The organism is Salinicola corii (assembly GCF_008298015.1).
GTDB classification, from domain to species: domain Bacteria; phylum Pseudomonadota; class Gammaproteobacteria; order Pseudomonadales; family Halomonadaceae; genus Salinicola; species Salinicola corii.
The window spans coordinates 75,064-98,251 of the sequence record NZ_VTPX01000008.1 but is presented as its reverse complement, the minus strand read 5'-3'; the positions used below and the strand labels follow the sequence as shown (position 1 = coordinate 98,251).

Here is a 23,188-nt window from a genome sequence, read left to right as displayed (position 1 = left end):
TTGGAGAACTCAATGTGGTAGACGCCATAGGCGTCCCACGGCGAGTATTTGGAGGGCGATCACCAGCGAAAAGGTCCAGCGCCAAGCGGCGTCCGGATAGTGCCCGTTCGTTGGCGGCCAGAGTTCTATCATCCAACCCACGGCGTACTGGAGCATAAATCCGCCCAAGGTTGCGGCCATATTGAGCAGGCTGATCAGTCGTCCGGAGAGATGTGACGGTAATTCGGCAGCGAGCCAGGCGTAGGTGAGAATAGGGCCGACGGTGAGCAGCCCGAATGCGATCCACAGCAGATTGATTCCAGGCAGCGGTAGCCAGACGATCATGCCCTGCACCGCCACGAAACCGATCGACATGATTCTCATCGGTCGAATCAACGGCACGCCACGCTGAAGCAAGCGGTCGGTGATCGCACTGAGTAACAGTTGGCCTACGACGATGGCTGTCGCCAATCCCAGCAGGTAGAGGGCAGTGACTCTCTCGCTCAACCCGACGACCTCGCGCATCCAGCCGCCCGCCCAGAGCCCTTGCCAGGCCAGCCAACTACCTTCGCACAGCAATGTCATCGGCCAGAGTCGCATGAACAGGGGGTGGCGCATCACCGCCATTAGCCCGTCCAAGGAAGCCCCACCGGCCTCGCGCTCGCTGGGATGGGTAGGCACCACTGTCCAGATCAATAAAGCCAGTAGCAGCGTAACAGCCGCCAGCGCTTGGAAGAGCGTTTGCCAATCGAGCATCTGAAGCAGCATCTCGGTGGGCAGGGTGGCCAGTAGCGCACCCAATCCTGACAGACCCAGCAGCGCACCATTCGCCAGCGCCAGCCGCTCGGCGGGCCACCACAACACATTGGCCCGGTACGCGCCCGCCCAGCAGGCGCCCAGCCCCACCCCCATCAGCAGCCGCCCGGCTAGGGCGGCCCGGTAGTCCGGAAGGGTGAACAGCCAGGCGCCTAGTGCTGCCACGACCATGAAGGAAGCGACGGTTCGGCGCGAGCCACAACGATCCAGCAGCAGGCCTGCCGGGATCTGCACCAGCGCCAGTGCCAACAGAAAGACGCTGGAGAGAAGTCCCAACTGCTCGGGACCGATATTAAGGTTCTGGCGCAGTGCCGGCGCGATCACGCCATTGACGTTGCGATAGAGCTCCGAGATCAGGTAGGCCAGCATGAAGGGAGTAAAGACCAGCAAGATACGGGCTTTGCCAGAGATGTGATTGTCGCAGGTTTTCACGAGGCTCGCCGCTGTTGGAATTTGCTGACATAGTAGTCGCCGGGGCTCGCAGCGACGATCGCGTAATACGACGTCAAAACCTGCAGTTTTTTCAGGTGTTGAAATGACGCGAAGCACACTTCCCTATCATGCCCTGCATGTCTTGGTCGCCGTGGCCGATCGTGGCAGCATCCGCGCAGCCGCACGACACATCGGCCGCTCGGAATCGGCTGTCAGTCACCTGCTCAAGGACCTGGAGCGACGTTTGGGGCGGACACTGCTGGAACGTAAAGGACGCGGCATCGAGCTGACTCCGCTGGCACTGCGCTATGTGAGCCGGCTGCGCGAGCCGTTTCAACACATTGACCAGGCAACGACGGAATTCGTTGCCGAGCCGCTAACCCACCATGTCGTGCTGACGTTGCCACCGGTGCTCGCGACGCTGTGGCTGGTGCCAGCCATCACGGCTTTCGAGCAGGCGTTGCCGGAGGTCGAACTGCGCTTGGTCACGACCAATCGGACGCTGGATTTACGCCGCGACGGTATCGATCTGGCGATCCGCTATCGCGCCGATGGCCGCTCCTGCGAGCAGGCCATGCTGACGTTGCCGGAGTATGCCTTTCCGGTCTGCGCCCCGTCGCTGGCCGAGAGGCTGCGAACGCAGCCGTCGGCACTGAGGGAAATGCGGCGCCTCATCAACGACGCTCATTATGAAGAATGGTCTCTCTGGCAGCGCACTCTGGATGAGCCGGTCGCACTTTCCGCGCGGACCGAGCGATTGGCCGATTCCACCCTGACGCTGGAGGCGGCGGCGCAGGGTTATGCCGTGGCCATAGGGCGTACGCCGCTGGCCAACGCCCTGCTGACATCGGGGCGCCTGTCCGCGCCGCTGGGAGCTCACTATCCTACCGGCGCTATCTATGAGGTGGTCTTCAATGACCAATCCGCGCATTCGGAGGCCTGCTGGCGCGTCATCGACTGGGTCGGTCGGCAATTCGCTCTCCCTCCGATGACAGGTCCAACATCGACGCTCACAACGTAGTCTTGGTCGATGCCACCATATTGATTCTTGTTATCCTCTGGCGACGACGAGCCCGTCGCTCTGATAAAGACAACGTATGTGCTGCCGAATCGGGACAATTGATCGCTGGCGCTATTGCCAAGGCCATTCGTAGAGCCCTGCCCAGGCGCGCTCCAGCATCGATTCTCTTTTCTCGTATCTCTTTTTCGATCTATGCCGGCCGCTGACGCCAGGCGCTCCACGCCAACACCAGCCAGCCCGCCATCAACAGCAGACCGCCGAAGGGCGTGACGATCCCCAGCGGCCGTATGCCACCGAGCACCAGGCAGTAGAGCGAGCCGCTGAACAGCACCATCCCCGCAAACCAAAGCCCGACGGCGAGCATCTGCCCCCGCAGGGCGCGTTGCCCATGCCAGGCGAGCACGGTCATGACGGCCAGGGTGTGCCAGGCCTGGTAGCGCACGGCGGTATGAAAGACTTCGAGATCGCGCGGAGAGAGTGTGTTGGCCAGCGCATGGGCGCCGAAGGCACCGGCCGCCACAAGAACGAACCCGCTCAGGGCAGCGAAACTCCAGGCCCACTTTTGGTGCATGTTGCGACTCCTTGATGGCGGCTATGCTTTAGGGCCTGTTGACACTATTCACGCGGCTCGCGGCGCATAGTGTCAACAAGCCCTAGGGGCGTCAGCCGCGGAATTGACGCCCGCCAGTCTAGCGCGTAAAAAACCGCCTCGGCAGCCGCCTGCCAGCGCTTGCGACGTCATCGTTACCCATAAGGACTTCCGAAATGGAATTCATCAACACGCTTCACGACGCGGTCTATGCCGTCATGACTCCGGTCAGCGATTTTGTCTGGACTTACATTCTCCTGTATCTGCTGCTGGGTGCCGGACTCCTGTTTACCGTGCTCACGCGCTTCATGCAGTTCCGGCTGTTCGGTCACATGGCGCGAGTCACCTTCAACAGCCGGGGAGCCGGAAGTGGCGTCAGCGGCTTTCAGGCCTTTGCGACCTCTCTGGCGGCCAGGGTCGGTACCGGAAACCTCGCAGGCGTGGCCATCGCGCTATGGGTCGGTGGCCCCGGGGCGATCTTCTGGATGTGGATGACGGCGCTGGTCGGCTTTGCCACCTCGTTCATTGAGTCGACCCTGGCCCAGACTTACAAGAAGCGCAACGAGGATGGCGTCTTCCGCGGCGGTCCGGCGTACTACATCGAACGGGCGCTGGGGCAGCGCTGGATGAGCGTGCTGTTCGCGACCTTCCTGCTGATCGCCTACGGTCTGGCCTTTAATGGCGCGCAGTCCAATACCATCGCGCAGGGCCTTTCCCAAGCGTTCTCGATTCCCAACTGGGTGACCGGCGTCGTGCTGGTGATCATTACAGGGCTGGTCATCTACGGTGGGCTCAAGTCCGTGGCGCGCACCGCCGAGAAGATCGTGCCGATCATGGCCATCGGTTACTTCCTGGTGGCGCTGTACGTACTGATGGTGAATATCAGCGAAGTGCCCGCCATGCTGGAGCTGATCGTGAAGAGCGCCTTCGGCTACGGTCCTGCCGTCGGCGGTGCGGTGGGTTACACCATCAAGATCGCGATGGAAAATGGCATCAAGCGCGGCCTGTTTTCCAACGAGGCGGGCATGGGCTCGGCACCGAATGCCGCCGCACAGGCCGACGTCAAGCACCCGGCGGCGCAGGGGCTAGTGCAATCCTTCGGTGTATTCATCGATACCCTGGTGATCTGCAGCTGCACCGCGGTGGTGATTCTGCTCTCCGGCGTCTATGAACGTCTGATGACCAGCTCTCCGGGGCAGGATATCGTCGGTATTCAGCTGACCCAGGATGCGATGGTCGATCACCTCGGCAGCTTCGGCGAGATCTTCATCGCGATCGCCATCTTTCTGTTTGCCTTCACCTCGATCATTGCCAACTTCTCCTACTCGCAGATCAATATCGAATATCTGTTCCGGAGCCGCAGCAAGGCTGCCGTGTCGGTGCTACGTATTGCCGTCCTGGCGATGGTGATGATCGGTTCCGTGGCGCAGCTGCAGTTCGTATGGGACTTCGCTGATCTCGCTATGGGCTTGATGGCCACGACCAACCTCGTCGCCATTCTGCTGCTGTGCCCTGTCGCCCTGCGCGTGCTCAAGGATTACGAGCGCCAGCGCAAGGATGGCGTACGCGAGCCGATCTTCGATCCCAAGGGCGTGCTAAAGCGTCCCGAGCAGGTCGATGCCGATGTCTGGCCTGCACGCGAAAGCACCGTATGAGTTCTTTGCGGCGCCTGGCCGGGATGCCTGATTCTCTCTGAGGCGCTACAATGCGGCTCCTCGAAATCTGCTTTAGGGAGGCCGCCATGCAGATTCAGCTCAACGGTGAGCCCAGTCAGCTCGACGGCGAGCAGACGCTGGCTCAACTGGTCGAGTCGCTCGGCCTGGCAGGGCGGCGCATCGCCATCGAGGTCAACGAGGAGATCGTGCCACGCAGTCTGCACGCGCAGACGCGCCTGAATGACGGCGACAGCGTGGAGATCGTGCATGCCATCGGCGGTGGCTAATTGTCATCGGTTCCATGACCAGGAGAGTCACCCATGTCCCAGTTGATCCAGGACACTCCGCTGACCGTGGCCGGACGTCGCTTTGCGTCTCGTCTGTTGGTCGGCACTGGCAAATATCGCGACTTTGACGAGACCGCCGCGGCGATCGAGGCCAGCGCTGCCGACGTGGTGACGTTCGCGGTTCGGCGGACCAACCTGGGCCAGAATCCGGACGAGCCCAATCTGCTCGACGCCATTCCGCCGTCACGCTATACGCTGCTGCCCAATACCGCCGGCTGCTATACCGCCAAGGATGCCGTGCGCACCTGCCGACTTGCCCGTGAGCTGCTCGACGGCCATAACCTGGTCAAGTTGGAAGTGCTGGGCGACGAGAAGACGCTCTATCCCAATGTGGTCGAGACGCTCGCCGCCGCTGAGACTCTCGTCAACGACGGCTTCGACGTCATGGTCTACACCAGCGACGACCCGATCGTAGCCAAGGAGCTGGAGCGGCGTGGCTGCTGTGCGGTGATGCCGCTGGGTTCGCTGATCGGTTCCGGCAATGGCCTGCTCAATCCGGCGACACTGGCGATCATCCTCGAGCACGCTGAGGTGCCGGTACTGGTCGATGCGGGCATCGGCACGGCGTCCGATGCGGCGCTGGCGATGGAGATGGGCTGCGATGGCGTACTGATGAACTCCGCCATCGCCCACGCCAGGCATCCGGTGATGATGGCGAACGCGATGCGCAAGGCGATCGAGGCCGGGCGCGAAGCGTTTCTCGCCGAGCGCATGCCGCGCCGCCCGAGCGCCAGCCCATCCTCGCCGTTTGCCGGGCGGATCAACGGCTGAGCTGTCCTCAGCTGACCCATCGGTCGACTTGTGCGTCGATCGACACAGGGCCGCCGCCAGCCGGCGGCCATTTCCCCTCACTTGCCTGCTGACCCCACTGGATGACTGACAAGAAGCCCCCTTATACCGAACCCCCCGCCGCCGGTGCGCCCGAGATACCCGCGCGCCGTGGCATCAAAAGCTATGTGCTGCGTGCCGGTCGCATGACGGCGGCGCAGGAGCGCGGCTTGAAAGACGCATGGCCCAAGTGGGGGTTGACGCTGGCCGATGGCCGCCAGGACCTCGAGCAGTTGTTTGGCCGCCAGGCCCCGTGCGTGGTGGAGATCGGTTTTGGCATGGGCAAGTCGCTGGTCGAACAGGCGGAACGCCATCCCGAGACCGATTTCATCGGTATCGAAGTCCACGCACCCGGCGTGGGCAAGCTGCTCGACGAAGCGGACAAGCGCGGGCTCACCAACCTGCGGGTCTATCGCGAGGATGCGCTGGCCGTGCTGGCGGACTGCCTGCCGGAAGCGAGCATCGACACGCTGCAGCTCTTCTTCCCCGACCCGTGGCCCAAGAAGAAACATCATAAGCGGCGTATCGTGCAGTTGCCGTTCGTCGAGCTGGTGCGTTCCCGCCTCGAACCGGGCGGCAAGCTGCACATGGCGACCGACTGGCAGGGCTACGCCGAATTCATGGCGGAGGTGATGGCCGAGGCGCCGGGCTTCATCAATACCGCGCCGGTCGCAACGGCACCGTTCGTTGAGCGCCCGGACTTCCGCCCGCTGACCAAGTTCGAACAGCGCGGCGAGCGCCTGGGGCATGGCGTCTGGGATCTCATCTATCGCCGCGATTGATCGCGCCGGCGTCCCTCGTGGTGACGCCTCGATGGGCTAGGCCTCCAATGTGCCGAAACGGTGCTGGGCGATCAGCGCGATCGCCACGCCCAGCAGCGCCAGGGCCATGCCACCGAGCTGGAGCGTGTCCACGCTCTCGCCGAACATCCATGCGCTCCAGGCCAGCGTGACCGGTGGCGTGATGTAGATCGCGCTCGACACGGCGTTGACGCCGACTCGACGCAGGCAGGCGGTAAAGAAGCCGTACCCGCCGAAGCTCGATAGCACGATCAGCCAGCCCAGCGTCTGCCAGGTCATCAATTCGCTGCCAGGGCGCTCGAGCTGTCCGTCGCCGAGTGCCGCGATCAGAAAGATCAGGCTCGCCGCGGCAAGCTGAGCCGTCAGGGTGGCCGGCATGTCGAGGCCCGACGGACGCCGGGCGGCGAGTATGCTACCGAGTGTCACGCTGATCACCGCCAGCAGTGGAAGTGCATAGGCCCAGCCGCTCGCGCTGCCGGCCCCTTGCCAATCTCCTGCGATGCACAAGGCGACGCCGGTCGCCGCGATACCGAGGCCTAGCCAGGCGACCCAGGGGAGCTGTTCGCGCAGCCAGAGCGTGGTGATCGCGGCTGCCAGCAGCGGCTGTTGGGCGGTGATCAAGGCAGTGGCACCGGCGCTGACGCCTTCTCCGATGGCCAGCACAACGCCAAGCAGATAGCCACCCATGGTGAGCGCGCCGACCCCCATCTCGCGCAACCAGCCAGTCGGCGTGACACCGCGCTGGCGGCTCAGCGCCCACCACAGTGACGCGATCAGCGTCGCGGCGATGAAGCGCCAGGCGAACATGTCCATCGCCGATATCGGTGCCTCGTCCGCCAGACGACTACCGATGAACCCCGAGCTCCAGCAGATCACGAACCCCGTCATCAACATCACGTTCAGCGATAGATTGCACATGCCAAGCCCCTTGCCGGTGTCGTCGAAGTGGCTTGAGTCTGCGCGCTCTTGCGGGTTCAATGAATCGAATAAAAATCGATCGGGATTCAATATGATTGAAGCCAGCTCCACGCTCGATCTCGAACTGCTGCGCACATTCCAGGTGGTTGCCCAAACGGGTTCGCTGGCGGCGACGGCGGAGATCCGCCACCGCACGTTGAGCGCCATCAGCATGCAGATGAAACGGTTGGAGACCGAGCTGGACGTGCGGCTGCTCGAGCGTGGGTCGAGAGGCGTATCGCTGACCCCGAGTGGTGAAGTGCTGTTGCGCGAAGCCCGCGAACTGCTACGCGTTCACGACACTCTGGTCAGCCGGTTCAGCGGCGAGCGCCTGAGTGGCCGCGTTCGACTGGGAATCCCCGAGGACTATGCCCGCGAGCTGCTCGATGACACCCTTCCGCAGTTCATGGCGTGCTATCCGGGCATTCTGCTGGACGTCAACACCGATACCAGCGGTCGACTGGCGCGGGCACTCAGGAAGCGCCAACTCGACCTGGCCATCGTGCTCGACCATGCCACGGGGCTGGAGGGCGGCGAAACGCTATGGCATCCCACGCCGGTATGGGCGGGGCCGATTCAGGGCGCCATTCACCGGGAGGCGGTGGTACCGCTGGCGGTCCATCCCGAGCAGTGTCCCTATCGTCATCTGGCGATCGAGGGGCTCGATTCGATCCAGCGACCGTGGCGAACCGTCTTCACCAGCACCAGCATCCACGCGGTGGAGAAGGCCATCGAGACTGGAATGGCGATCGGTGTGCTCGATCGCGAACGGGTCACCACGGCGATGCGAGCGCTGGACGAGAGTGACGGTCTGCCGCCGATCCGGCGATGTGTCGCCCGACTGCACTTCGCCCAGGCGATCGATGTCGCGTCGCAACCCGCCGTCGAGGCACTGGCCCAGTTGCTCCGGGAGCGATTGCACGGTCGCGGGCCCTGGCAGCGGGACGCCTTGAGTGGACGCGATACCGGACAGCGGCCGCGAGCATGAAAAAAAGCCGCCCCTGGCGGGGCGGCACTAAGGACCGTGACTAGCTTGATGAGGAGATAACCATGGCAGGAACCTGACATTCGCTGCTGTGGTCAGTGGCGTTTGGCGACGCCACGAGAGAAAGGTTAATCATTCTCATTTGTGATTGCAAGCGTAACGAGAATCTTTTTTATTTGCACGCATCAACTCACACCGACGGCGTGCAACAGCAACGGCAGGGTCGCCATCGCCAGTAGCGTCTGACCGGTGATCATGGCGGCCATCAGTTCGGCGTCGCCGCCCAACTGACGGGCCAGAATGTAGGCGGAGGTGGCGGTCGGCAGCGCGGCGAACAGCAGTGCCACGTCGCGATCCGCGCCATGAAGACCGACGGTCCAGGCTAGTGCCACCACGATCAGCGGCGTGACGATCAGCTTGAGCCCGCTCGATAGCCAGAATGCCTTGCCGCTGTGCCAGAGCGCCTGAGGCCGCAGGGCAACGCCTACCGCCACCAGCCCCAGCGGCAGCGCGGCATTGCCGAGCAGGCCGATGGCCTCGAAGCTCCAGCCGGGCAGGCCGATGCCGCCGAGATTCAAGGCGATGCCCAGCAGGCAGGCGAGAATCAACGGATTACGCAGTAACGCCATGGCGCTACTACCCAGGCTGGCGCTACCCAGCGTGCCGGAGGCGATGAACGCCAGCACGCAGAGGATGTTGGCCGCGGGTACCATCAGCGCGACGGCGACGGCCGCTACCGTGGTGCCGGCCGCACCGTGCAGAGCCGTGGCACCGGCGACACCGACATAGGTGTTGAAACGCACCACGCCCTGGAAGGCGGAAGTGAAGGCGGCCGGCGCCAGCTGGAGGCGATGCCGAATCAGCCAAAGCCCCAGACCCATCAGCGTCATGGTGCCGAGGAGCGTCATTCCGAGCCGAATGACCGGCACCTGGCTGACGTCGGCGGTCGCCAGTGTCGCCACCAGCATGGCCGGGAACAGCAGATAGTAGATGAGGCGTTCGAGCCATGGCCAGAAATCGCCGCCGGGAAAACGTGCCCAGCCCAGCGCCGCACCGAGTAAAATCAACAGAAATAGCGGGCCCAGGGCGTTCACGATGTCGCTCATGTGTCATCCTTGTCGAGCGCCTTGATGATGTATAGCGCCGGTGCCGGCTAGTCTATCGACTAATGCCCAACGCTTGGAGTCTCTGAAAGTCCATGGCTGCCTATGAAGAGGAAACTACTCGACCTCGCATGCTCAATCTGCTGATCGGGGTCACCTTGATGACGATCGTCATCGCGCTCTGGTACTTGCTCGATTACTACTATCTGCGAGAGTCGACCCGTGACGTGACCTGGTATCCGCCGGCGCAGGGCTGTGTATTGCTGGAAGGTGGGTGCCACGCCAACCTGGGGATAGACTCGTCCGTGGCGTTCGCGCTGCAGGAGGCGCATGACGAGGCCGACACGCTGACGTTCGAGGTTCGCGTCCAGGGCCGCTCGCCGCAGTCGGTAACAGTCCAGTTCATTGGCCGCGACATGAACGTGCGGTCACGCCGTCTCGCGTTGCAGTCGAAAGGGGATGGGCTGTTCGTCGGACAGGGGCATCTGGGACTCTGCAGCGCGCATGTGGACGCCTGGCGGGCCCAGGTGGTCGTGCTCAGCGATCATGGTCTGAAAGGGAGCTGGTTCGATTTCGACGGTCATGATCTGGGGGCCGCAACGGTGGGTCGGAAAGATAAGCGCTGTCTGTAAACGCAGGCGCCGGTCAGGCGTCAACCTGACCGGCGTCGGAAGAGGCAGTGACTGAGGGCCACTGAGTCAGCGTTTAGTTGCCGCTGTCGTCGCCGTCATCGCTGCTGCTGTCACTGTCCGCATCATCGGGGTTGATGGCGAGGAGTTCGACCTTGAACTGCAGCGCCTGGTTGGGGCCGATGGGGCCACCGGTGCCGGCCGGACCGTACGCCAGGTCGGAGGGGACGGTGATTTCCCAGGTATCGCCGACATGCATCATCGTCAGCGCTTCCTGCCAGCCCGGGATGACCTGGTCGACCTTGAACGAGATCGGCTCGCCGCGCTTGTAGGAGCTGTCGAAGACGGTACCGTCCGGCAGGGTGCCCTCGTAGTTGACGCGGACGGTATCGTCGGCGCTTGGGGATTCGCCGTCACCGGACTCGAGAACTTCGTATTGCAAGCCGGAATCGGTGGTCTTGACGCCATCTTTCTTGGCGTTTTCCGCGAGGAAGGCTTCGCTCTTCTTGCGGTTCTCGTCGGCAACTTTCTTCTGCTCGGCCTTCTGTTCGGCCACCTTCTTCTGTTGATACTGGGTCAGCGTGGTGCTGATCTCGTCCTGGCTCATCTGCAAATCGTCATCGCCATAGACATCCTTGACCGCCGCCGCGAACGCGTCGACATCGAGATCCTTGATGTCCTTGGACAGGCCCTGACCGAGTGTGGCGCCGATGCTATAGCTGAGTTTCGCCTGATCATTGCCGAGATCGACCTTGTCCTGGGCGAGAGCCGTTAGCGGCAGTGTCATGACGCTGCCGAGGGCGACGGCGGTTACCAAACGTTTCATGCAAACTCCTTGGGTCAGGATTGAAACCGATGCTGGCCAGTGTGCGAAAGAAGCCTCAAACACCGGTGGGTGGTCGTGATGTGACTCTAACAGGTGGGTTTTGGTTCCGCATCCGGGGCATCGATTATCCAGCGCGCCAGCAGACGACGTAACGGCGGGTAATCCTCGGAGGGCACCTCGCGCAGCATCCGACAACTGTCCAGCGCCTGTTCGAGGGCCGCGGCCGTCGTGGCGTCGAGGGCGGGCAAGGCGGCGAGCCGCGCCAGCATTTCGCGCTCGGCCTGCAGTTCCGCCTGCTTGAGGGTCTGGCGCAGCGGCTCCAGTCGGTGGTGGCGCGACACTTCGGCTTTCAGCGCCCGGCGGCGACTGCGCAGCGGCACGGTCATTTCCTGTTGCCAGCGCCTCGCCGCGGCCAGGGCCTGGTCGGCTGCGGGGTCTGGGCGTAGATGGCGTTCGCTCAGCCAGGCGACCCACAGCAGTTCGCAGACATCCCAGCCATGATCGTCCTGAAGCCTCAGGCATTCGGCTTCGACGCCGGGGCGGGCGTAGCGGTCCAGGGCGTAGGCCCAGAGCGAATCGGATAGATCGTCGACGGGCATGGCACTCCATACCGGTGGCGGATGGCTGGTAGAATGAGCGCCCATTCGACGCGCCCTGGAGCCCGGCATGATCGCATTTCGCCAACTCGCCCTGCAACGCGGCACCCGACGGCTGTTCGAGGGTGCCGATCTGGTGCTGCACGAGGGCCAGAAGGTCGGCATCGTCGGTGCCAACGGCGCCGGCAAATCGAGCCTGTTCGCACTGATCCGGGGGAAGCTGGGCGCGGATGCCGGCAGCGTCGAGATTGCCGGTGGCAAACGCATCGCCCATATGGATCAGGAGGTCTCGGCCATCGAGCGGCCGCTGGTGGAGTTCGTGCTCGACGGCGACGTGGCCCTGCGCGAGACGGAAGCGGCGCTGGCCGAGGCCCAGGCCAGTGGCGACGTGCAGCGCGAGGCGTCGCTGCATGGTCAGATCGAGGCCCTCGACGGCTATACCGCCCGGTCCCGGGCCGAGCAGCTGCTGGCCGGTCTGGGATTCGCGCAGGAGGATCTCTATCGCCCGCTGGCGGCATTCTCCGGTGGCTGGCGAATGCGCGTCGGCCTGGCCCGGACGCTGTTCACGCCCTCCGAGATTCTGCTGCTCGACGAGCCGACCAACCACCTGGACCTGGATGCGCTGCTATGGCTCGAGCAGTGGCTGACGCGTTACCCCGGCACGCTGATGCTGATCTCCCACGACCGCGATTTTCTCGACGCGGTCTGCGATCACATCCTGCATATCGACCAGGCGCAACTGATGCTCTATCGCGGCCACTACAGCGCCTTCGAGCGCGCCCGTGCCGAGCGGTTGGTGCAGCAGCAGGCGGCGTTCGAGAAACAGCAGGCCCGACGCGCCGAGATCGAGAGCTTCGTCGAGCGCTTCCGGGCCAAGGCGACCAAGGCGCGCCAGGCCCAGAGCCGCCTGAAAATGCTCGAGCGGATGGAAAACATCGCCGCCGCCCGCGCCGATTCTCCGTTCCGGTTTCGACTGCCCTGCGCGGACAAGACCTCGACGCCGCTGCTGGCGCTGGACCATGCCATCCTGGGCTACCCTGATCGCCAGATTCTCGAGGAGGTGAAGGTATCGATCCTGCCCGGCGAGCGCATCGGGCTGCTCGGCCCCAATGGGGCGGGCAAGTCGACGCTGATCAAGACCCTGATCGGCGACCTGCCGCCGCTCGCCGGTACCCGTGTCCCCGGCGAGAATCTGGTGGTGGGTTATTACGCGCAGCATCAACTGGAGCACCTGGACGTAACCGCCACGCCATTCATGCATGTGCAGCGGCTCTCGCCGACGGCAAGCGATCTTTCGATACGCAACTTCCTGGGCGGTTTCGGTTTCCGCGGCGACGACGTGTTCGGTGACGTCTCGCGCTTCTCTGGCGGCGAGAAGGCGCGTCTGGCGCTGTCGTTGGTGGCGTGGGAAAAGCCCAATCTGCTGCTGCTGGACGAGCCGACCAACCATCTCGATCTCGACATGCGCGAGGCTCTGGCCGAGGCGCTGGCGGAGTACGAAGGCGCCGTGATCATCGTCTCCCACGATCGCCACCTGCTGCGGGCCAGCGTCGATACCTTCTGGCGTGTCGCCGAAGGCCGAGTCGAGCCTTTCGATGGCGATCTCGACGACTACCATCAGTGGCTCAAGTCTCGCGAGGCGGAGTTGCGGCGCGACCTGAAGCAGGACGCGCGGCAGGAGAAAGGGACGATGGATGGCGGCGATCGCAAGGCGGCGCGACGGGCGGCCGCCGAACGGCGCGAGCATATGAAACCGCTGCGCAAGCAGCGCGATGCGGCGGAGAAAAAGCTCGAGAAGGCGCAGGCGGTGCTGTCGGCGCTGGATGCGCGTCTGGCCGACCCGGACATCTACGATGCCGGGCGCAAGGACGAACTGACGCAGTTGGTGCGCGAGCAGGGTGAGCGTCAGGCCGAGGTGGAGCGGCTCGAGAGTGAATGGATGGCGGCGGAAGAGGCGCTGGAAGCGCTGGAGACGGAACTGATACAGGCGGAATCCTGAGCCGTTCTTGACGCCTGTCCCGAGCGTCTACACTGAGAAGGAACGTCGCACTCAAGGAGAGAGTCCATGCCTTACGATTCCCGTGACGATATCCCCGACAGCGCGCGCAAGGTGCTGCCGCCGCATGCCCGCACGATCTACAAGGAAGCGTTCAACGACGCCTGGGAAGAGTACAAGAACCCCGAGGATCGGCGCGGCGACAGCTCCCGCGAAGAGGTCGCCCACGCCGTGGCCTGGAAGGCCGTCGAAGCGAAGTACGCGAAGGGCGACGACGGCAACTGGCATCCGAAGGCTTAACTTGAGCCGTAAACCGGAAGAGCGGCGCTACGCGCCTGGAAGCTGGAAGAAAAACCAGCGTTGAAATTAAATATCGCGCGCTCGTGGTGATGCCTGCAGTGGCATCCCGGCTTCCACCTTATTCCGCGTCAATCATCTGCTTGGTTATTCCTCCATCGACGCTGATGTGCTGGCCGGTAATGAACTCCGCCTTGTCGCTTCTATGTCTCCAGCATGAATGTCACCGGGCCGTCATTGGTCAGCGTTACCTGCATGTCGGCACCGAATCGACCAGTCTCTACCCGCGGCCACGCTCGATTGGCCTGCGTTACCAAGTAGTCGTACATCGCCTGACCATGTGCCGGCGGGGCGGCACTGGAGAAGCTCGGGCGCAGCCCTTTGTCGGTCGCTGCCACCAGCGTGAACTGGGACACCAGCAGCAATCCTCCATCGATTTGCTGGAGGTTGCAGTTCATGCGTCCGTCCTCGTCGGCGAACACGCGGTAGTGCAGCAGCTTGTGCAGCAGGCGATCGGCATGGGCGCGATCGTCGGTCGCTGCGACCCCGACGAGGGCCAGCAACCCGTGGTCGATCGCGCTGACGCGTTCGCCGTCGACCGCCACGCTGGCGTGGGTGACGCGTTGAATCAGGGCTCGCATGGTAGGCCGGGGCTCCATCAGGGGTCGCTGAACGAGCCCTAAGCTTAGCACTGCTTGGCACCAGCGGCAGGTCGTGCACATGATGAGCCCGAACCGCTCTCCGAACGAGGCAAGACACGCTGTTACGTGGCAGACACCGGGCTTTACGCGCTAACCTTGGGTAAGCGCCCCGCAGTCATGGCGCCGCGCTGCTCGCGCCGGCGAGGTCTCCGGAGGGCAGCGCCGGCGGAGGGTACGTAGGCGGTGGCGCGGACAACGACTCACCTTGATAATAAGGACAACGTCATGAACTCGACTTCTGCCAAGCGTGACGAGCAGCGCTCTCGTGGCGGGTTTCTCGGGGCCCTGCTGGCGTTAGACCGGCTGCTGGGGCTGCTCGAACGTGTGGTGATCGGCGGCTGCATTCTGGCCATGGCGCTACTGATGAGTGCCCATGTGGTTGGCAACCTGCTTTTCAGCCAGGGCATCGCCGGCACCTACGAGATCACCGAGATGCTGATCGTGGTGATCACCTTCGTCGGGGTGAGCTACGCCGCCCGTCACGCCCGCCATATCAGCATGTCCGCGATCTATGATCAGCTTGAGGGTCGCGCGCGCAAGGCGCTGCTGATCGTGATCTCGCTGGGTACGGCGCTGTTGATGTTCTACTTCTGCTTCAAGTCCTTCGAGTATGTGGTGGCGCTGCACGATCGCGGTCGAACCAGCGCGGCGCTGCACATTCCCTTCTGGATGGTCTATACCGCGCTACCGATCGGCTTCGTACTGGCGGGTATCCAATATGTGCTCACCGCACTGCGCAACATGATCAGCCCCGGCGTGTGGCGCTCGCTCACCGAGCGCGAGGGCTACGACGAGAGCGTGCTGGACGACGCGGCCGCCGAACGCGCCGCCGACACCCAGCCGTGAAGGAGGCAGGGCAGGGCCGCATCATCCGACGGCTGACGGCCCCGACGGTAATCGCGCAGGTCACGCTGCTTGGCGTCGGCTCGCGCCCGCTCCCCGTTCGGGCCGCGACGCCGACGATGACGGTGCCAATGAAAACCACGCCAATACCGACCGTGCCAATAACGACAATCGAAGAAGGATGCCTCTCATGCTGATGGGATTGGGCTTGATCATGCTGGTGCTGCTCCTGCTGGGTTTTCCCATGATGGTGCCACTGGCGGCCGGTACGCTTTACATGATGTTCACCGGCATGACGTTCTTCGGCCCCGATCAGGCGGTCAGTTGGATGATCAGCGGGGTCGGCAGCTGGGTGCTGGCGGCGGTGCCGATGTTCATCTTCGCCGCGGATATCCTGACCAAGGGGCATACCGCCAATCGCCTGCTCGACGTGGTCGATGCCTTTACCCGGCATCTGCGCGGCGGGCTGCCGATCACCACCGCGGCCTCCTGTGCGCTGTTCGGTGCGGTCTCCGGCTCGACCCAGGCGACGGTGGTGGCGATGGGCGGGCCGATGCGTCCGCGCTTGTTGAAAAAGGGCTACTCGGACGACTTCACCCTGGCGCTGATCATCAACGCCAGCGACATCGCGCTGCTGATCCCGCCGAGTATCGGCTTCATCATCTACGGTGTGGCGATGCAGACCTCGATCGGCGATCTGTTCCTCGCCGGCATTCTGCCGGGGCTGTTGATCCTGGTGTTGTTCGCGATCTACTGCTGGATCGATTCGCGAGTCAAGGGCATCGACCCCGAGCCCAGGGCGAGCTGGGGCGAGCGTGCCCGGGCGCTGAAGCGGGTGGTGCTGCCCATGGGCTTCCCGCTGCTGGTGGTGGGCGGCATCTACGGTGGCTTCTTCAGCGCGGTCGAGGCATCGGCGGTGGCGGTGGCCTATGCGCTGCTGCTGGAGGTGGTGATCTATCGCCAGGTGTCGATTCGTGATCTCGGCAGCATTGCCCTCTCTACTGGTCTGATCACCGCGGTAGTATTCATCCTGGTGGCGATCGGCGCCGCCTTTTCCCAGGCGTTGGCGACCGCCGGGGTGCCGAACCAGATCCTCGGGCCGCTGATCGACTCGATCGGTGACAATCAGTTCCTGGCGCTGTCGCTGATCGCGGCGGCGTTCTTCGTCGGCTGCATGTTCGTCGACCCGATCGTGGTGATCCTGATCCTGGTGCCGATCTTCAAGCCGCTGGTGCAGTCCGCCGGGCTCGATCCGATCCATGTCGGCGTGATCGTCACCCTGCAGGCGGCGATCGGCTCGGCGACGCCACCCTTCGGCTGCGATATCTTCACCGCCATCGCGGTGTTCCGGCGCCCCTACATCGACGTGATCCGCGGCACTCCGCCGTTCATCGCCATCCTGCTGCTGGCGACGCTGATCCTGATCGCCTTCCCTGAAATCTCGCTGCTGCTGCCGTCTCTGGGCGGCGATTAGAGCACCTAGGTAGCCAAGGGGGGCCGCGCCCGGCGATCCCCCTGACGGACAGCTAGACGAGATGGATCGAGTAGGAGGGGGAGTCGCCTCCCCCGTCCTCTCACACCACCGTACGTACGGTTCCGTATACGGCGGTTCCTGTCTCCCATTATTGGGCTGAGCTTCGTTCCGCTGAATTCGCCCGCCTATGTGCTCTGAGCGCTTCGACAGTCTTTGGGCTTCCGGCCCGCCATACAGTTATCGAGAGCCCTCCGGGGAGGCTTCTGCTCGTACACAGTAGAGAGCGGTCAACTATCCACTCGTGACAGGTTCAGCCCTTCAGCTCTAGGTTAGAGAGCCTACTATGGCCTCTGCTGACTCCTGTTCCCCCATCCCGATACCTCACGGTGTCGGTAGCCAGTGGCAGGCGAACAGGCCTCCCAGGGTAAGACGCGCGGCCTTCCTCCCATCTACCCGCCGCATCTACTTCCACATCTTCTGGATAGCTATTGGGCTTCGAGTTTCATGGCCCTCTCGCCCAGATGTGGCTGCCTCATATGCGGTTCCTGTTCGTCGGGCCAGGAGTTTGCCTACAGCTTCCTTCAGATTCCGCCTCGCGGCGGACACCCTTGCTGTTCAGCTAACGGTTCCCGCTATCAGGGTCCGTAGGGGACTTTCACCCCCAAGTCATCCAGCCAACCACCACGGCGGACCGGATAGCGCCTAGTCGGCGCTGCACGCCATGCCTGGCGCACCATGAAAAACGCCCCGCCAGCATGACGCTGGCGGGGCGCTTCGGGTCTTGGGTAGTTGGTGCGAGCGGTCAGCTGCTCTGGCTGTCGCCGTCCGACTTGTCGCCGCGGGCTTTTTCCTGCTCGAGCAGAATGTCCAGTGCCTTGCCGCCACGCTCGCCGACCAGGTTGACGAAGTCGTCGCGGATCGGCTTGGCGAGCTTGCGGAACTCGTCGCGCTGCGCCTGATCGAGATGAATGATCTTGATGTCACTCTTCTCTTCGATGGTTTTCAGGCGATCCTGGTTGAGCTGCTTCTGAATCTCGTCACCTTTCTTGACCATCTCGTGGATGGTGGTGTCGAGCAACTGGCGCTGGTCGTCGGAGAGACCGTCGTACCAATCTTCGTTGGCGATCAGGTTGGCGATGAACTGCGACTGCTCGGCGAAGATCATGTAGTCCTGAACTTCGTAGAAGCCCATGTTCTCGTGGGCCCAGACAGGCTGGATATTGCCCTCGGCCTGGCCTTGCTGCAGGGCGCTGTAGAGCTCGCCGTAAGCGATGGTGATGGGCGAGGCGCCGTAGGCCTGATAGGTCGCGCGCAGCAGGCTGTTGTCCATGACCCGGATCTGCAGCCCTTGCATGTCTGCCGGGGTATGGATGGCCTTGTTGGCGGTCCACACCTGGTAGCCTTCGGGCAGTGCCGCCAGCGGGACCAGCCCGCGTGTGCGGAAGGACTGCTGCCAGGCATCGCTCTTCATGAAGGCGTCGGAGTTGAGGATCTCGGTCGCTTCCAACTGGTCGTTGGGCATGACGTAGTTGAGACTCATCAGCTGGCTCTCGGGCACCGTGCCGCCGAGGAAGCCCGAGCCGAAGGAGAGCGGGATGGAGCCGTTCTGGATGGCGTCGTAGAGCGTCGAGTAGCTCGAGCCCCAGACGCCATAGGGCAGGATCTGCACTGTGATGTCACCGTCGCTCTTCTTTTCGATGAGCTGCTTGAAAGCCTGTGCGTATTCGTACTGCACGCTGCCTTCCGTTTCTTCGAGGCCGAATCGCCAGGTGTCGGCGAGGGCGATCGAAGCGCTGCCCATCATGCTCAGGGCCAGAATGCCGGTGGCGATATGTCGCGTCTGCATACGGATACCTCTAGTAGGTCGTTGTATTTAATCGTTCTTTCAATACCGTTTCAGAAGATAACAGGAAGCACGGAGTGTCAAATCGCGTGACGCGATGGTGGCCTCCCGTGATCGCGCCGATTCACTGTACCACGTTAGCCGCTATCTGCCGGTCGTGCCCGGCGACGGCCACCGGGTCGCCAGGTGACCCGAATCCGACATCACCGCCAGGCGTGGAAGACATCACCACCAGGCATGAAAATGGTGCGGCGGCCCCTTGCCTTGACCCACGTTCAGGCGTTCGCTTGCCGTGAGCGCCTGATGCAGCCACTGCTTGGCGGCGTCGATGGCCGCCTCGACGTCGGGGCGGGCTGGCGGGAGGTGCGCCAGCTGGGCCGCGATCGCCGAGGAGAGCGCGCAACCGGCACCATGAAGATTGCGCGTCGACAGGCGCGGGGCGTCCAGCCATCGGGTGCCATCGGGCATCCATAACAGGTCCGGACAACGCTCCAGCGGTAGGTGGCCGCCCTTCAATAAGCCGTAAGGCGCTCCGAGCGCGGCGAGATCGCCGACCATCGCTTCCATGGCGGAGAGGCTGCGGGGTGTGTCCGTGCCGAGCAGTGCGGCGGCTTCCGGCAGGTTGGGCGTGATGATGTCGGCCAGGGGGACCAGGATATCGCGCACGGCGCGCAGCCCCTCATCGTCCACCAGCCTGTCGCCGCTCTTGGCGACCATCACCGGGTCGAGCACGATCCAGCGCGGCCGGCGCCGCGTCAGCGCCTCGGCGATCGTCTGCGCCACGTCGCGGCTGGCAACCATGCCGATCTTGACCGCATCGATCTCGACGTCGTCGAGCAGGTTGTCCAGTTGGGTGCGGATCAGCGCCACCGATACCGGCTCCACCGCCACCACGCCTCGCGTGTTCTGCGCGATCACGGCGGTAATCACATTGGTGGCATAGACGCCGAGCGCCGAGAACGTCTTGATATCGGCCTGCAGCCCGGCGCCACCGGACGGATCGGATCCGGCGATCGTCAAGGCATTGGGAGTCGAATGAGAAACCATGGCTGGACATTGCAAGCGGCAGGAAAGCGTCTAGCCTAAGACAAGATGCTGCCATTGCCCAATGGCAATGACGCCGATAAAGGATAGAGTGACGAAGACGGCCGCCTGATCCCGGCCCGCCAGATTTGTCGGCGGGGTGCAATAGGACTAATTAGCAGGCTTGTTACCAAGTCGTCATCGTGTAAACTCGTAAACTTACGAACCTGTCAGTCTGGTTCGATATCGCCGAGTTCAGGTTCCATCACGTCTGCGAGGGAAGGCATGTCCGATCCGGTCTCCGCATGGATTGCCAGCTACTGGGCTACCGGGCTGTTCGTGGTGGCCGTCGTTGCACTCTGTGGATTGATGATCGGCGCTGCCAGCCTGCTCGGTGGCCGCAGTCATGGCCGCAGCAAGTCCCTCCCGTTCGAATCCGGCATCGTTGGCGCCGGCACTGCGCGCCAGCGGTTCTCGGTCAAGTTCTATCTCGTTGCCATGCTGTTCGTCATTTTCGACATCGAAGCCGTCTACCTGTTCGGCTGGGCCGTCTCCGTGCGCGAGGTGGGCTGGACGGGATTCGCGGCAGCGACAGTTTTCATCCTCATCCTGCTGGCCGGACTCGTCTACGACGCTCGCGTCGGTGCGCTCGACTGGGCGCCGCGCAAGAGAGGGCGCGAAGACGCCTCGAGAGCGCGCGAGCTGGCCGCCGTGCCGGGAGTCGAGCGTCATGCACGCTGACAACGTCCGTCGCGCCGAGCCCGGCAGGCAAGGTCGCCATGGCGATCGCCAAGATTATAACGATGGGAGCCAGGCATCCGTGACCGACCTGCGCTTCCTCGACCGTTTTTCTATCAGGTTTGTTGAGGCCCACTATGCAGTACACCCTGACCCGTGCGGAGGGAGGCGATTCCGCGGCTGATCGTTACCCACTTGGCGAGCGTGAGATCGTCGATGATCCGATGAAGCAGCAGGTTCATCGCAACGTATTCATGGGCAAGCTCGAGGACGTGCTCCATTCGGCCGTCAACTGGGGGCGCAAGAATTCGTTGTGGCCCTACAATTTCGGGCTCTCCTGCTGCTACGTGGAAATGACCACGGCATTCACAGCGCCCCATGATGTCGCCCGTTTCGGGGCCGAGGTCATCCGCGCCTCGCCCCGGCAGGCCGACTTCATGGTCATCGCCGGCACCTGCTTCATCAAGATGGCGCCCGTCATCCAGCAGCTCTACGACCAGATGCTCGAGCCCAAGTGGGTCATCTCGATGGGATCGTGCGCCAACTCCGGCGGCATGTACGACATCTACTCGGTGGTTCAGGGCGTCGACAAGTTCTTGCCTGTGGATGTCTACGTGCCCGGCTGCCCGCCGCGCCCCGAGGCGTTTCTTCAAGGTCTCCAGCTCCTGCAGGACTCGATCCAGGAAGAGCGTCGCCCGCTCTCCTGGGTGGTCGGAGACCAGGGCGTCTATCGTGCCGAGATGCCGTCGCAGCGTGAAAAGCACCGCGACCGGCGCATCGCGGTCAAGGAGCTGCGCACCCCCGATGGCATCTAGCCCGATCGCCCACGTCGATCGTTCCTGCCATTGATCCTTGTGGTCATTTTCGACCATTGATTCTGCACCGGGGGCCGCCAGCCATGACTGCAGCCGATGATTCTCAAAACGAGAGCGCGACCACCTTTAGCGCCACCCATGCCGCCGGTCAGCCCGACGTCGTGGCCGAACTGGCGCGCCAGTTCGGCGAGGCCGCCTTCACGCCACAGACGACGCTGACCGCCATGCCGGTCATCTGGGTCGCCCGTGAGCAACTACGGGACGTGCTCGGCTTTCTGCGGCGCGTGACCGGTCCGTTTTCGATGCTGTTCGACTTGAGCGCCGTCGACGAGCGCCTGCGAACCCATCGCCGGGGGCTACCGCCGTCCGATTTCACCGTCTTCTACCAGCTGCTGTCGGTCGAGCGGAACGCCGATCTGATGATCAAGGTCGCGCTGCACGAGCGTGATCTGTCGTTGCCCTCGATCAGCGATATCTTCGTCAATGCCAACTGGTACGAGCGTGAAGTGTTCGATCTGTTCGGCATCGATTTTGCCGGACATCCGCATCTGACCCGGATCATGATGCCACCGACCTGGACCGGTCACCCGCTGCGCAAGGATTACTCCGCCCGCGCCACCGAGTTCGACCCCTACACCCTGACGGTCAAGGGCCAGGAGGTCGAGCAGGAAGCGCTGCGCTTCGATCCCGCGGCCTGGGGGATGAAGCGCGAAGGGGAAGAGACCGAGTTCATGTTCCTGAACCTCGGGCCCAACCACCCCTCGGCCCATGGCGCGTTTCGCATCGTGCTGCAGCTCGATGGCGAGGAGGTGGTCGACTGCGTGCCGGACATCGGCTATCACCACCGCGGCGCCGAGAAGATGGCCGAGCGTCAGTCCTGGCACAGTTTCATCCCCTATACCGATCGTATCGACTACACCGGTGGGGTGATGAACAACCTGCCCTACGTGCTGGCGGTGGAGAAGCTGGCCGGGATCACGGTCACCGATCGCGCCAAGACGATCCGGGTGATGATGGCGGAGATGTTCCGTATCAACAGCCATCTGCTGTTCCTGGGGACCTATCTGCAGGATCTGGGTGCGATGACGCCGGTGTTCTTCACCTTCACCGATCGCCAGAAGGCCTACGAGGTGATCGAGGCGATCACCGGCTTCCGCATGCATCCGGCATGGTATCGCATCGGCGGCACCGCCCACGATCTACCCAAGGGCTGGGACAAGCTGGTGCAGGGCTTCGTCGACTGGATGCCCAAACGCCTGGCCGAGTACGAGAAGGCGATGATGGACAACGCCATCGTGCGCGATCGCACCCGCTTCGTCGCCGCTTTCGATACCCAGCAGGCGCTCGACTGGGGCGTCACCGGCCCCAACCTGCGCGCCACTGGGCTCGATTTCGACCTGCGCAAGAAGCGCCCCTACTCCGGCTACGAAAATTTCGATTTCGAGGTGCCTACCGCCGTCAACGGCGACGCTTTCGATCGCGGCATGCTGCGGATCGAGGAGATGCGCCAGAGCGTGCGCATTCTCCAGCAGTGCATCGATCACATGCCGGCGGGCGACTACAAGGCCGACCATCCGCTGACCACGCCGCCGCCGCGGGAGAAGATGCTGCAGCACATCGAGACTTTGATCACCCACTTCCTGCAGGTCTCGTGGGGGCCGGTGCTGCCGGCCGCCGAATCGATGCAGATGATCGAGGCGACCAAGGGCATCAACAGCTACTACCTGACCAGCGACGGCAGCACCATGAGCTACCGGACGCGCATTCGCACGCCCAGCTTTCCGCATCTACAGCAGATCCCCGCCGTCATGCGCGGGGGGTTCGTGCCGGATCTGATCGCGCACCTGGGCAGCATCGACTTCGTCATGGCCGATGTGGACCGATGAGGCAGCCAT

At 63.4% G+C, this 23,188-nt stretch carries 23 protein-coding genes; 14 read left to right on the top strand and 9 right to left on the bottom strand.

Features of this window, described 5'->3' with window-relative positions:
- Positions 1–9: 9 nt before the first annotated feature.
- Positions 10–1,227, bottom strand: a complete 1,218-nt coding sequence (locus F0A16_RS14430; RefSeq protein ID WP_149436105.1) for an MFS transporter — start codon at positions 1,225–1,227, stop codon at positions 10–12.
- 103 nt (positions 1,228–1,330) lie between these two features.
- Between F0A16_RS14430 and F0A16_RS14425 the strand changes: the two genes are divergently transcribed.
- Positions 1,331–2,248, top strand: a complete 918-nt coding sequence (locus F0A16_RS14425) for a LysR substrate-binding domain-containing protein (protein WP_149436104.1) — start codon at positions 1,331–1,333, stop codon at positions 2,246–2,248.
- Positions 2,249–2,438: 190 nt separating this feature from the next.
- Here F0A16_RS14425 and F0A16_RS14420 read toward each other — a convergent pair whose 3' ends face one another.
- Positions 2,439–2,819, bottom strand: a complete 381-nt coding sequence (locus F0A16_RS14420; RefSeq protein ID WP_149436103.1) for a DUF423 domain-containing protein — start codon at positions 2,817–2,819, stop codon at positions 2,439–2,441.
- A gap of 194 nt (positions 2,820–3,013) precedes the next feature.
- Here F0A16_RS14420 and F0A16_RS14415 point away from each other — a divergent pair, with 194 nt between their 5' ends.
- From F0A16_RS14415 to trmB, 4 genes are all read left to right on the top strand, one after another.
- On the top strand, positions 3,014–4,492 hold the full coding sequence (locus F0A16_RS14415; RefSeq protein WP_149436102.1) for an alanine/glycine:cation symporter family protein: 1,479 nt from the start codon (positions 3,014–3,016) through the stop codon (positions 4,490–4,492).
- 86 nt (positions 4,493–4,578) lie between these two features.
- Positions 4,579–4,779: a sulfur carrier protein ThiS gene (thiS, locus tag F0A16_RS14410; RefSeq protein WP_149436101.1), complete on the top strand. Its 201-nt coding sequence runs from the start codon at positions 4,579–4,581 to the stop codon at positions 4,777–4,779.
- Between the two features lie 33 nt (positions 4,780–4,812).
- Positions 4,813–5,610, top strand: a complete 798-nt coding sequence (locus F0A16_RS14405; protein ID WP_149436100.1) for a thiazole synthase — start codon at positions 4,813–4,815, stop codon at positions 5,608–5,610.
- A gap of 101 nt (positions 5,611–5,711) precedes the next feature.
- On the top strand, positions 5,712–6,449 hold the full coding sequence (gene trmB / locus F0A16_RS14400) for a tRNA (guanosine(46)-N7)-methyltransferase TrmB (RefSeq protein WP_149436099.1): 738 nt from the start codon (positions 5,712–5,714) through the stop codon (positions 6,447–6,449).
- 36 nt (positions 6,450–6,485) lie between these two features.
- Here trmB and F0A16_RS14395 read toward each other — a convergent pair whose 3' ends face one another.
- The gene (locus F0A16_RS14395) at positions 6,486–7,385 is read right to left on the bottom strand and encodes a DMT family transporter (protein WP_187776024.1); all 900 of its coding nucleotides are present in this window, start codon (positions 7,383–7,385) and stop codon (positions 6,486–6,488) included.
- Between the two features lie 91 nt (positions 7,386–7,476).
- On the opposite strand from F0A16_RS14395, the gene F0A16_RS14390 reads away from it, so the two are divergent.
- Positions 7,477–8,412, top strand: coding sequence for a LysR family transcriptional regulator (locus tag F0A16_RS14390; RefSeq protein WP_149436097.1), 936 nt, complete (start codon positions 7,477–7,479; stop codon positions 8,410–8,412).
- 182 nt (positions 8,413–8,594) lie between these two features.
- Here F0A16_RS14390 and F0A16_RS14385 read toward each other — a convergent pair whose 3' ends face one another.
- Positions 8,595–9,515: an AEC family transporter gene (locus F0A16_RS14385; protein ID WP_149436096.1), complete on the bottom strand. Its 921-nt coding sequence runs from the start codon at positions 9,513–9,515 to the stop codon at positions 8,595–8,597.
- 92 nt (positions 9,516–9,607) lie between these two features.
- Here F0A16_RS14385 and F0A16_RS14380 point away from each other — a divergent pair, with 92 nt between their 5' ends.
- The gene (locus tag F0A16_RS14380) at positions 9,608–10,144 is read left to right on the top strand and encodes a hypothetical protein (protein WP_149436095.1); all 537 of its coding nucleotides are present in this window, start codon (positions 9,608–9,610) and stop codon (positions 10,142–10,144) included.
- A 73-nt stretch (positions 10,145–10,217) separates the two neighbouring features.
- Here F0A16_RS14380 and F0A16_RS14375 read toward each other — a convergent pair whose 3' ends face one another.
- Complete coding sequence (locus F0A16_RS14375) at positions 10,218–10,967, bottom strand: BamJ family beta-barrel-assembly machinery protein (protein ID WP_149436094.1); 750 nt, start codon at positions 10,965–10,967, stop codon at positions 10,218–10,220.
- Between the two features lie 86 nt (positions 10,968–11,053).
- Entirely contained in the window at positions 11,054–11,566 is a 513-nt protein-coding gene (locus F0A16_RS14370) for a TIGR02444 family protein (RefSeq protein WP_187776023.1), read from the bottom strand.
- Between the two features lie 67 nt (positions 11,567–11,633).
- Between F0A16_RS14370 and F0A16_RS14365 the strand changes: the two genes are divergently transcribed.
- Entirely contained in the window at positions 11,634–13,562 is a 1,929-nt protein-coding gene (locus F0A16_RS14365; protein ID WP_149436092.1) for an ABC-F family ATP-binding cassette domain-containing protein, read from the top strand.
- 66 nt (positions 13,563–13,628) lie between these two features.
- A complete protein-coding gene (locus tag F0A16_RS14360) occupies positions 13,629–13,859 on the top strand; it encodes a ChaB family protein (RefSeq protein ID WP_149436091.1) in 231 nt (76 codons plus the stop codon).
- Positions 13,860–14,059: 200 nt separating this feature from the next.
- Here F0A16_RS14360 and dtd read toward each other — a convergent pair whose 3' ends face one another.
- The gene (gene dtd, locus F0A16_RS14355) at positions 14,060–14,497 is read right to left on the bottom strand and encodes a D-aminoacyl-tRNA deacylase (protein ID WP_149436090.1); all 438 of its coding nucleotides are present in this window, start codon (positions 14,495–14,497) and stop codon (positions 14,060–14,062) included.
- A 285-nt stretch (positions 14,498–14,782) separates the two neighbouring features.
- Between dtd and F0A16_RS14350 the strand changes: the two genes are divergently transcribed.
- On the top strand, positions 14,783–15,403 hold the full coding sequence (locus F0A16_RS14350; protein WP_149436089.1) for a TRAP transporter small permease: 621 nt from the start codon (positions 14,783–14,785) through the stop codon (positions 15,401–15,403).
- Between the two features lie 187 nt (positions 15,404–15,590).
- Positions 15,591–16,874, top strand: a complete 1,284-nt coding sequence (locus F0A16_RS14345; protein WP_149436088.1) for a TRAP transporter large permease — start codon at positions 15,591–15,593, stop codon at positions 16,872–16,874.
- An 802-nt stretch (positions 16,875–17,676) separates the two neighbouring features.
- Here F0A16_RS14345 and dctP read toward each other — a convergent pair.
- Positions 17,677–18,720, bottom strand: a complete 1,044-nt coding sequence (dctP, locus tag F0A16_RS14335) for a TRAP transporter substrate-binding protein DctP (protein ID WP_149436087.1) — start codon at positions 18,718–18,720, stop codon at positions 17,677–17,679.
- A gap of 222 nt (positions 18,721–18,942) precedes the next feature.
- Positions 18,943–19,764 carry a bifunctional hydroxymethylpyrimidine kinase/phosphomethylpyrimidine kinase gene (gene thiD, locus F0A16_RS14330; protein WP_149436086.1) on the bottom strand — a complete coding sequence of 274 codons (822 nt, stop codon included), beginning with the start codon at positions 19,762–19,764 and terminating at the stop codon, positions 18,943–18,945.
- Between the two features lie 261 nt (positions 19,765–20,025).
- Between thiD and ndhC the strand changes: the two genes are divergently transcribed.
- The 3 genes from ndhC to nuoC all read left to right on the top strand — a co-directional run bounded on the left by ndhC (position 20,026) and on the right by nuoC (position 23,179).
- Positions 20,026–20,481, top strand: coding sequence for an NADH-quinone oxidoreductase subunit A (ndhC, locus tag F0A16_RS14325; RefSeq protein WP_149436085.1), 456 nt, complete (start codon positions 20,026–20,028; stop codon positions 20,479–20,481).
- A gap of 134 nt (positions 20,482–20,615) precedes the next feature.
- The gene (locus F0A16_RS14320) at positions 20,616–21,293 is read left to right on the top strand and encodes a NuoB/complex I 20 kDa subunit family protein (protein WP_149436084.1); all 678 of its coding nucleotides are present in this window, start codon (positions 20,616–20,618) and stop codon (positions 21,291–21,293) included.
- A gap of 83 nt (positions 21,294–21,376) precedes the next feature.
- Positions 21,377–23,179: an NADH-quinone oxidoreductase subunit C/D gene (gene nuoC / locus F0A16_RS14315; RefSeq protein WP_149436083.1), complete on the top strand. Its 1,803-nt coding sequence runs from the start codon at positions 21,377–21,379 to the stop codon at positions 23,177–23,179.
- Positions 23,180–23,188: the final 9 nt, after the last annotated feature.

Bases quoted from the DNA above. Each gene is read 5' to 3' on its own strand.
- F0A16_RS14425 (WP_149436104.1), top strand. From the start codon at position 1,331: ATGACGCGAAGCACACTTCCCTATCATGCCCTGCATGTCTTGGTCGCC.
- F0A16_RS14420 (WP_149436103.1), bottom strand. From the start codon at position 2,819: ATGCACCAAAAGTGGGCCTGGAGTTTCGCTGCCCTGAGCGGGTTCGTT.
- F0A16_RS14415 (WP_149436102.1), top strand. From the start codon at position 3,014: ATGGAATTCATCAACACGCTTCACGACGCGGTCTATGCCGTCATGACT.
- thiS (WP_149436101.1), top strand. From the start codon at position 4,579: ATGCAGATTCAGCTCAACGGTGAGCCCAGTCAGCTCGACGGCGAGCAG.
- F0A16_RS14405 (WP_149436100.1), top strand. From the start codon at position 4,813: ATGTCCCAGTTGATCCAGGACACTCCGCTGACCGTGGCCGGACGTCGC.
- trmB (WP_149436099.1), top strand. From the start codon at position 5,712: ATGACTGACAAGAAGCCCCCTTATACCGAACCCCCCGCCGCCGGTGCG.
- F0A16_RS14395 (WP_187776024.1), bottom strand. From the start codon at position 7,385: ATGTGCAATCTATCGCTGAACGTGATGTTGATGACGGGGTTCGTGATC.
- F0A16_RS14390 (WP_149436097.1), top strand. From the start codon at position 7,477: ATGATTGAAGCCAGCTCCACGCTCGATCTCGAACTGCTGCGCACATTC.
- F0A16_RS14385 (WP_149436096.1), bottom strand. From the start codon at position 9,515: ATGAGCGACATCGTGAACGCCCTGGGCCCGCTATTTCTGTTGATTTTA.
- F0A16_RS14380 (WP_149436095.1), top strand. From the start codon at position 9,608: ATGGCTGCCTATGAAGAGGAAACTACTCGACCTCGCATGCTCAATCTG.
- F0A16_RS14375 (WP_149436094.1), bottom strand. From the start codon at position 10,967: ATGAAACGTTTGGTAACCGCCGTCGCCCTCGGCAGCGTCATGACACTG.
- F0A16_RS14370 (WP_187776023.1), bottom strand. From the start codon at position 11,566: ATGCCCGTCGACGATCTATCCGATTCGCTCTGGGCCTACGCCCTGGAC.
- F0A16_RS14365 (WP_149436092.1), top strand. From the start codon at position 11,634: ATGATCGCATTTCGCCAACTCGCCCTGCAACGCGGCACCCGACGGCTG.
- F0A16_RS14360 (WP_149436091.1), top strand. From the start codon at position 13,629: ATGCCTTACGATTCCCGTGACGATATCCCCGACAGCGCGCGCAAGGTG.
- dtd (WP_149436090.1), bottom strand. From the start codon at position 14,497: ATGCGAGCCCTGATTCAACGCGTCACCCACGCCAGCGTGGCGGTCGAC.
- F0A16_RS14350 (WP_149436089.1), top strand. From the start codon at position 14,783: ATGAACTCGACTTCTGCCAAGCGTGACGAGCAGCGCTCTCGTGGCGGG.
- F0A16_RS14345 (WP_149436088.1), top strand. From the start codon at position 15,591: ATGCTGATGGGATTGGGCTTGATCATGCTGGTGCTGCTCCTGCTGGGT.
- dctP (WP_149436087.1), bottom strand. From the start codon at position 18,720: ATGCAGACGCGACATATCGCCACCGGCATTCTGGCCCTGAGCATGATG.
- thiD (WP_149436086.1), bottom strand. From the start codon at position 19,764: ATGGTTTCTCATTCGACTCCCAATGCCTTGACGATCGCCGGATCCGAT.
- ndhC (WP_149436085.1), top strand. From the start codon at position 20,026: ATGTCCGATCCGGTCTCCGCATGGATTGCCAGCTACTGGGCTACCGGG.
- F0A16_RS14320 (WP_149436084.1), top strand. From the start codon at position 20,616: ATGCAGTACACCCTGACCCGTGCGGAGGGAGGCGATTCCGCGGCTGAT.
- nuoC (WP_149436083.1), top strand. From the start codon at position 21,377: ATGACTGCAGCCGATGATTCTCAAAACGAGAGCGCGACCACCTTTAGC.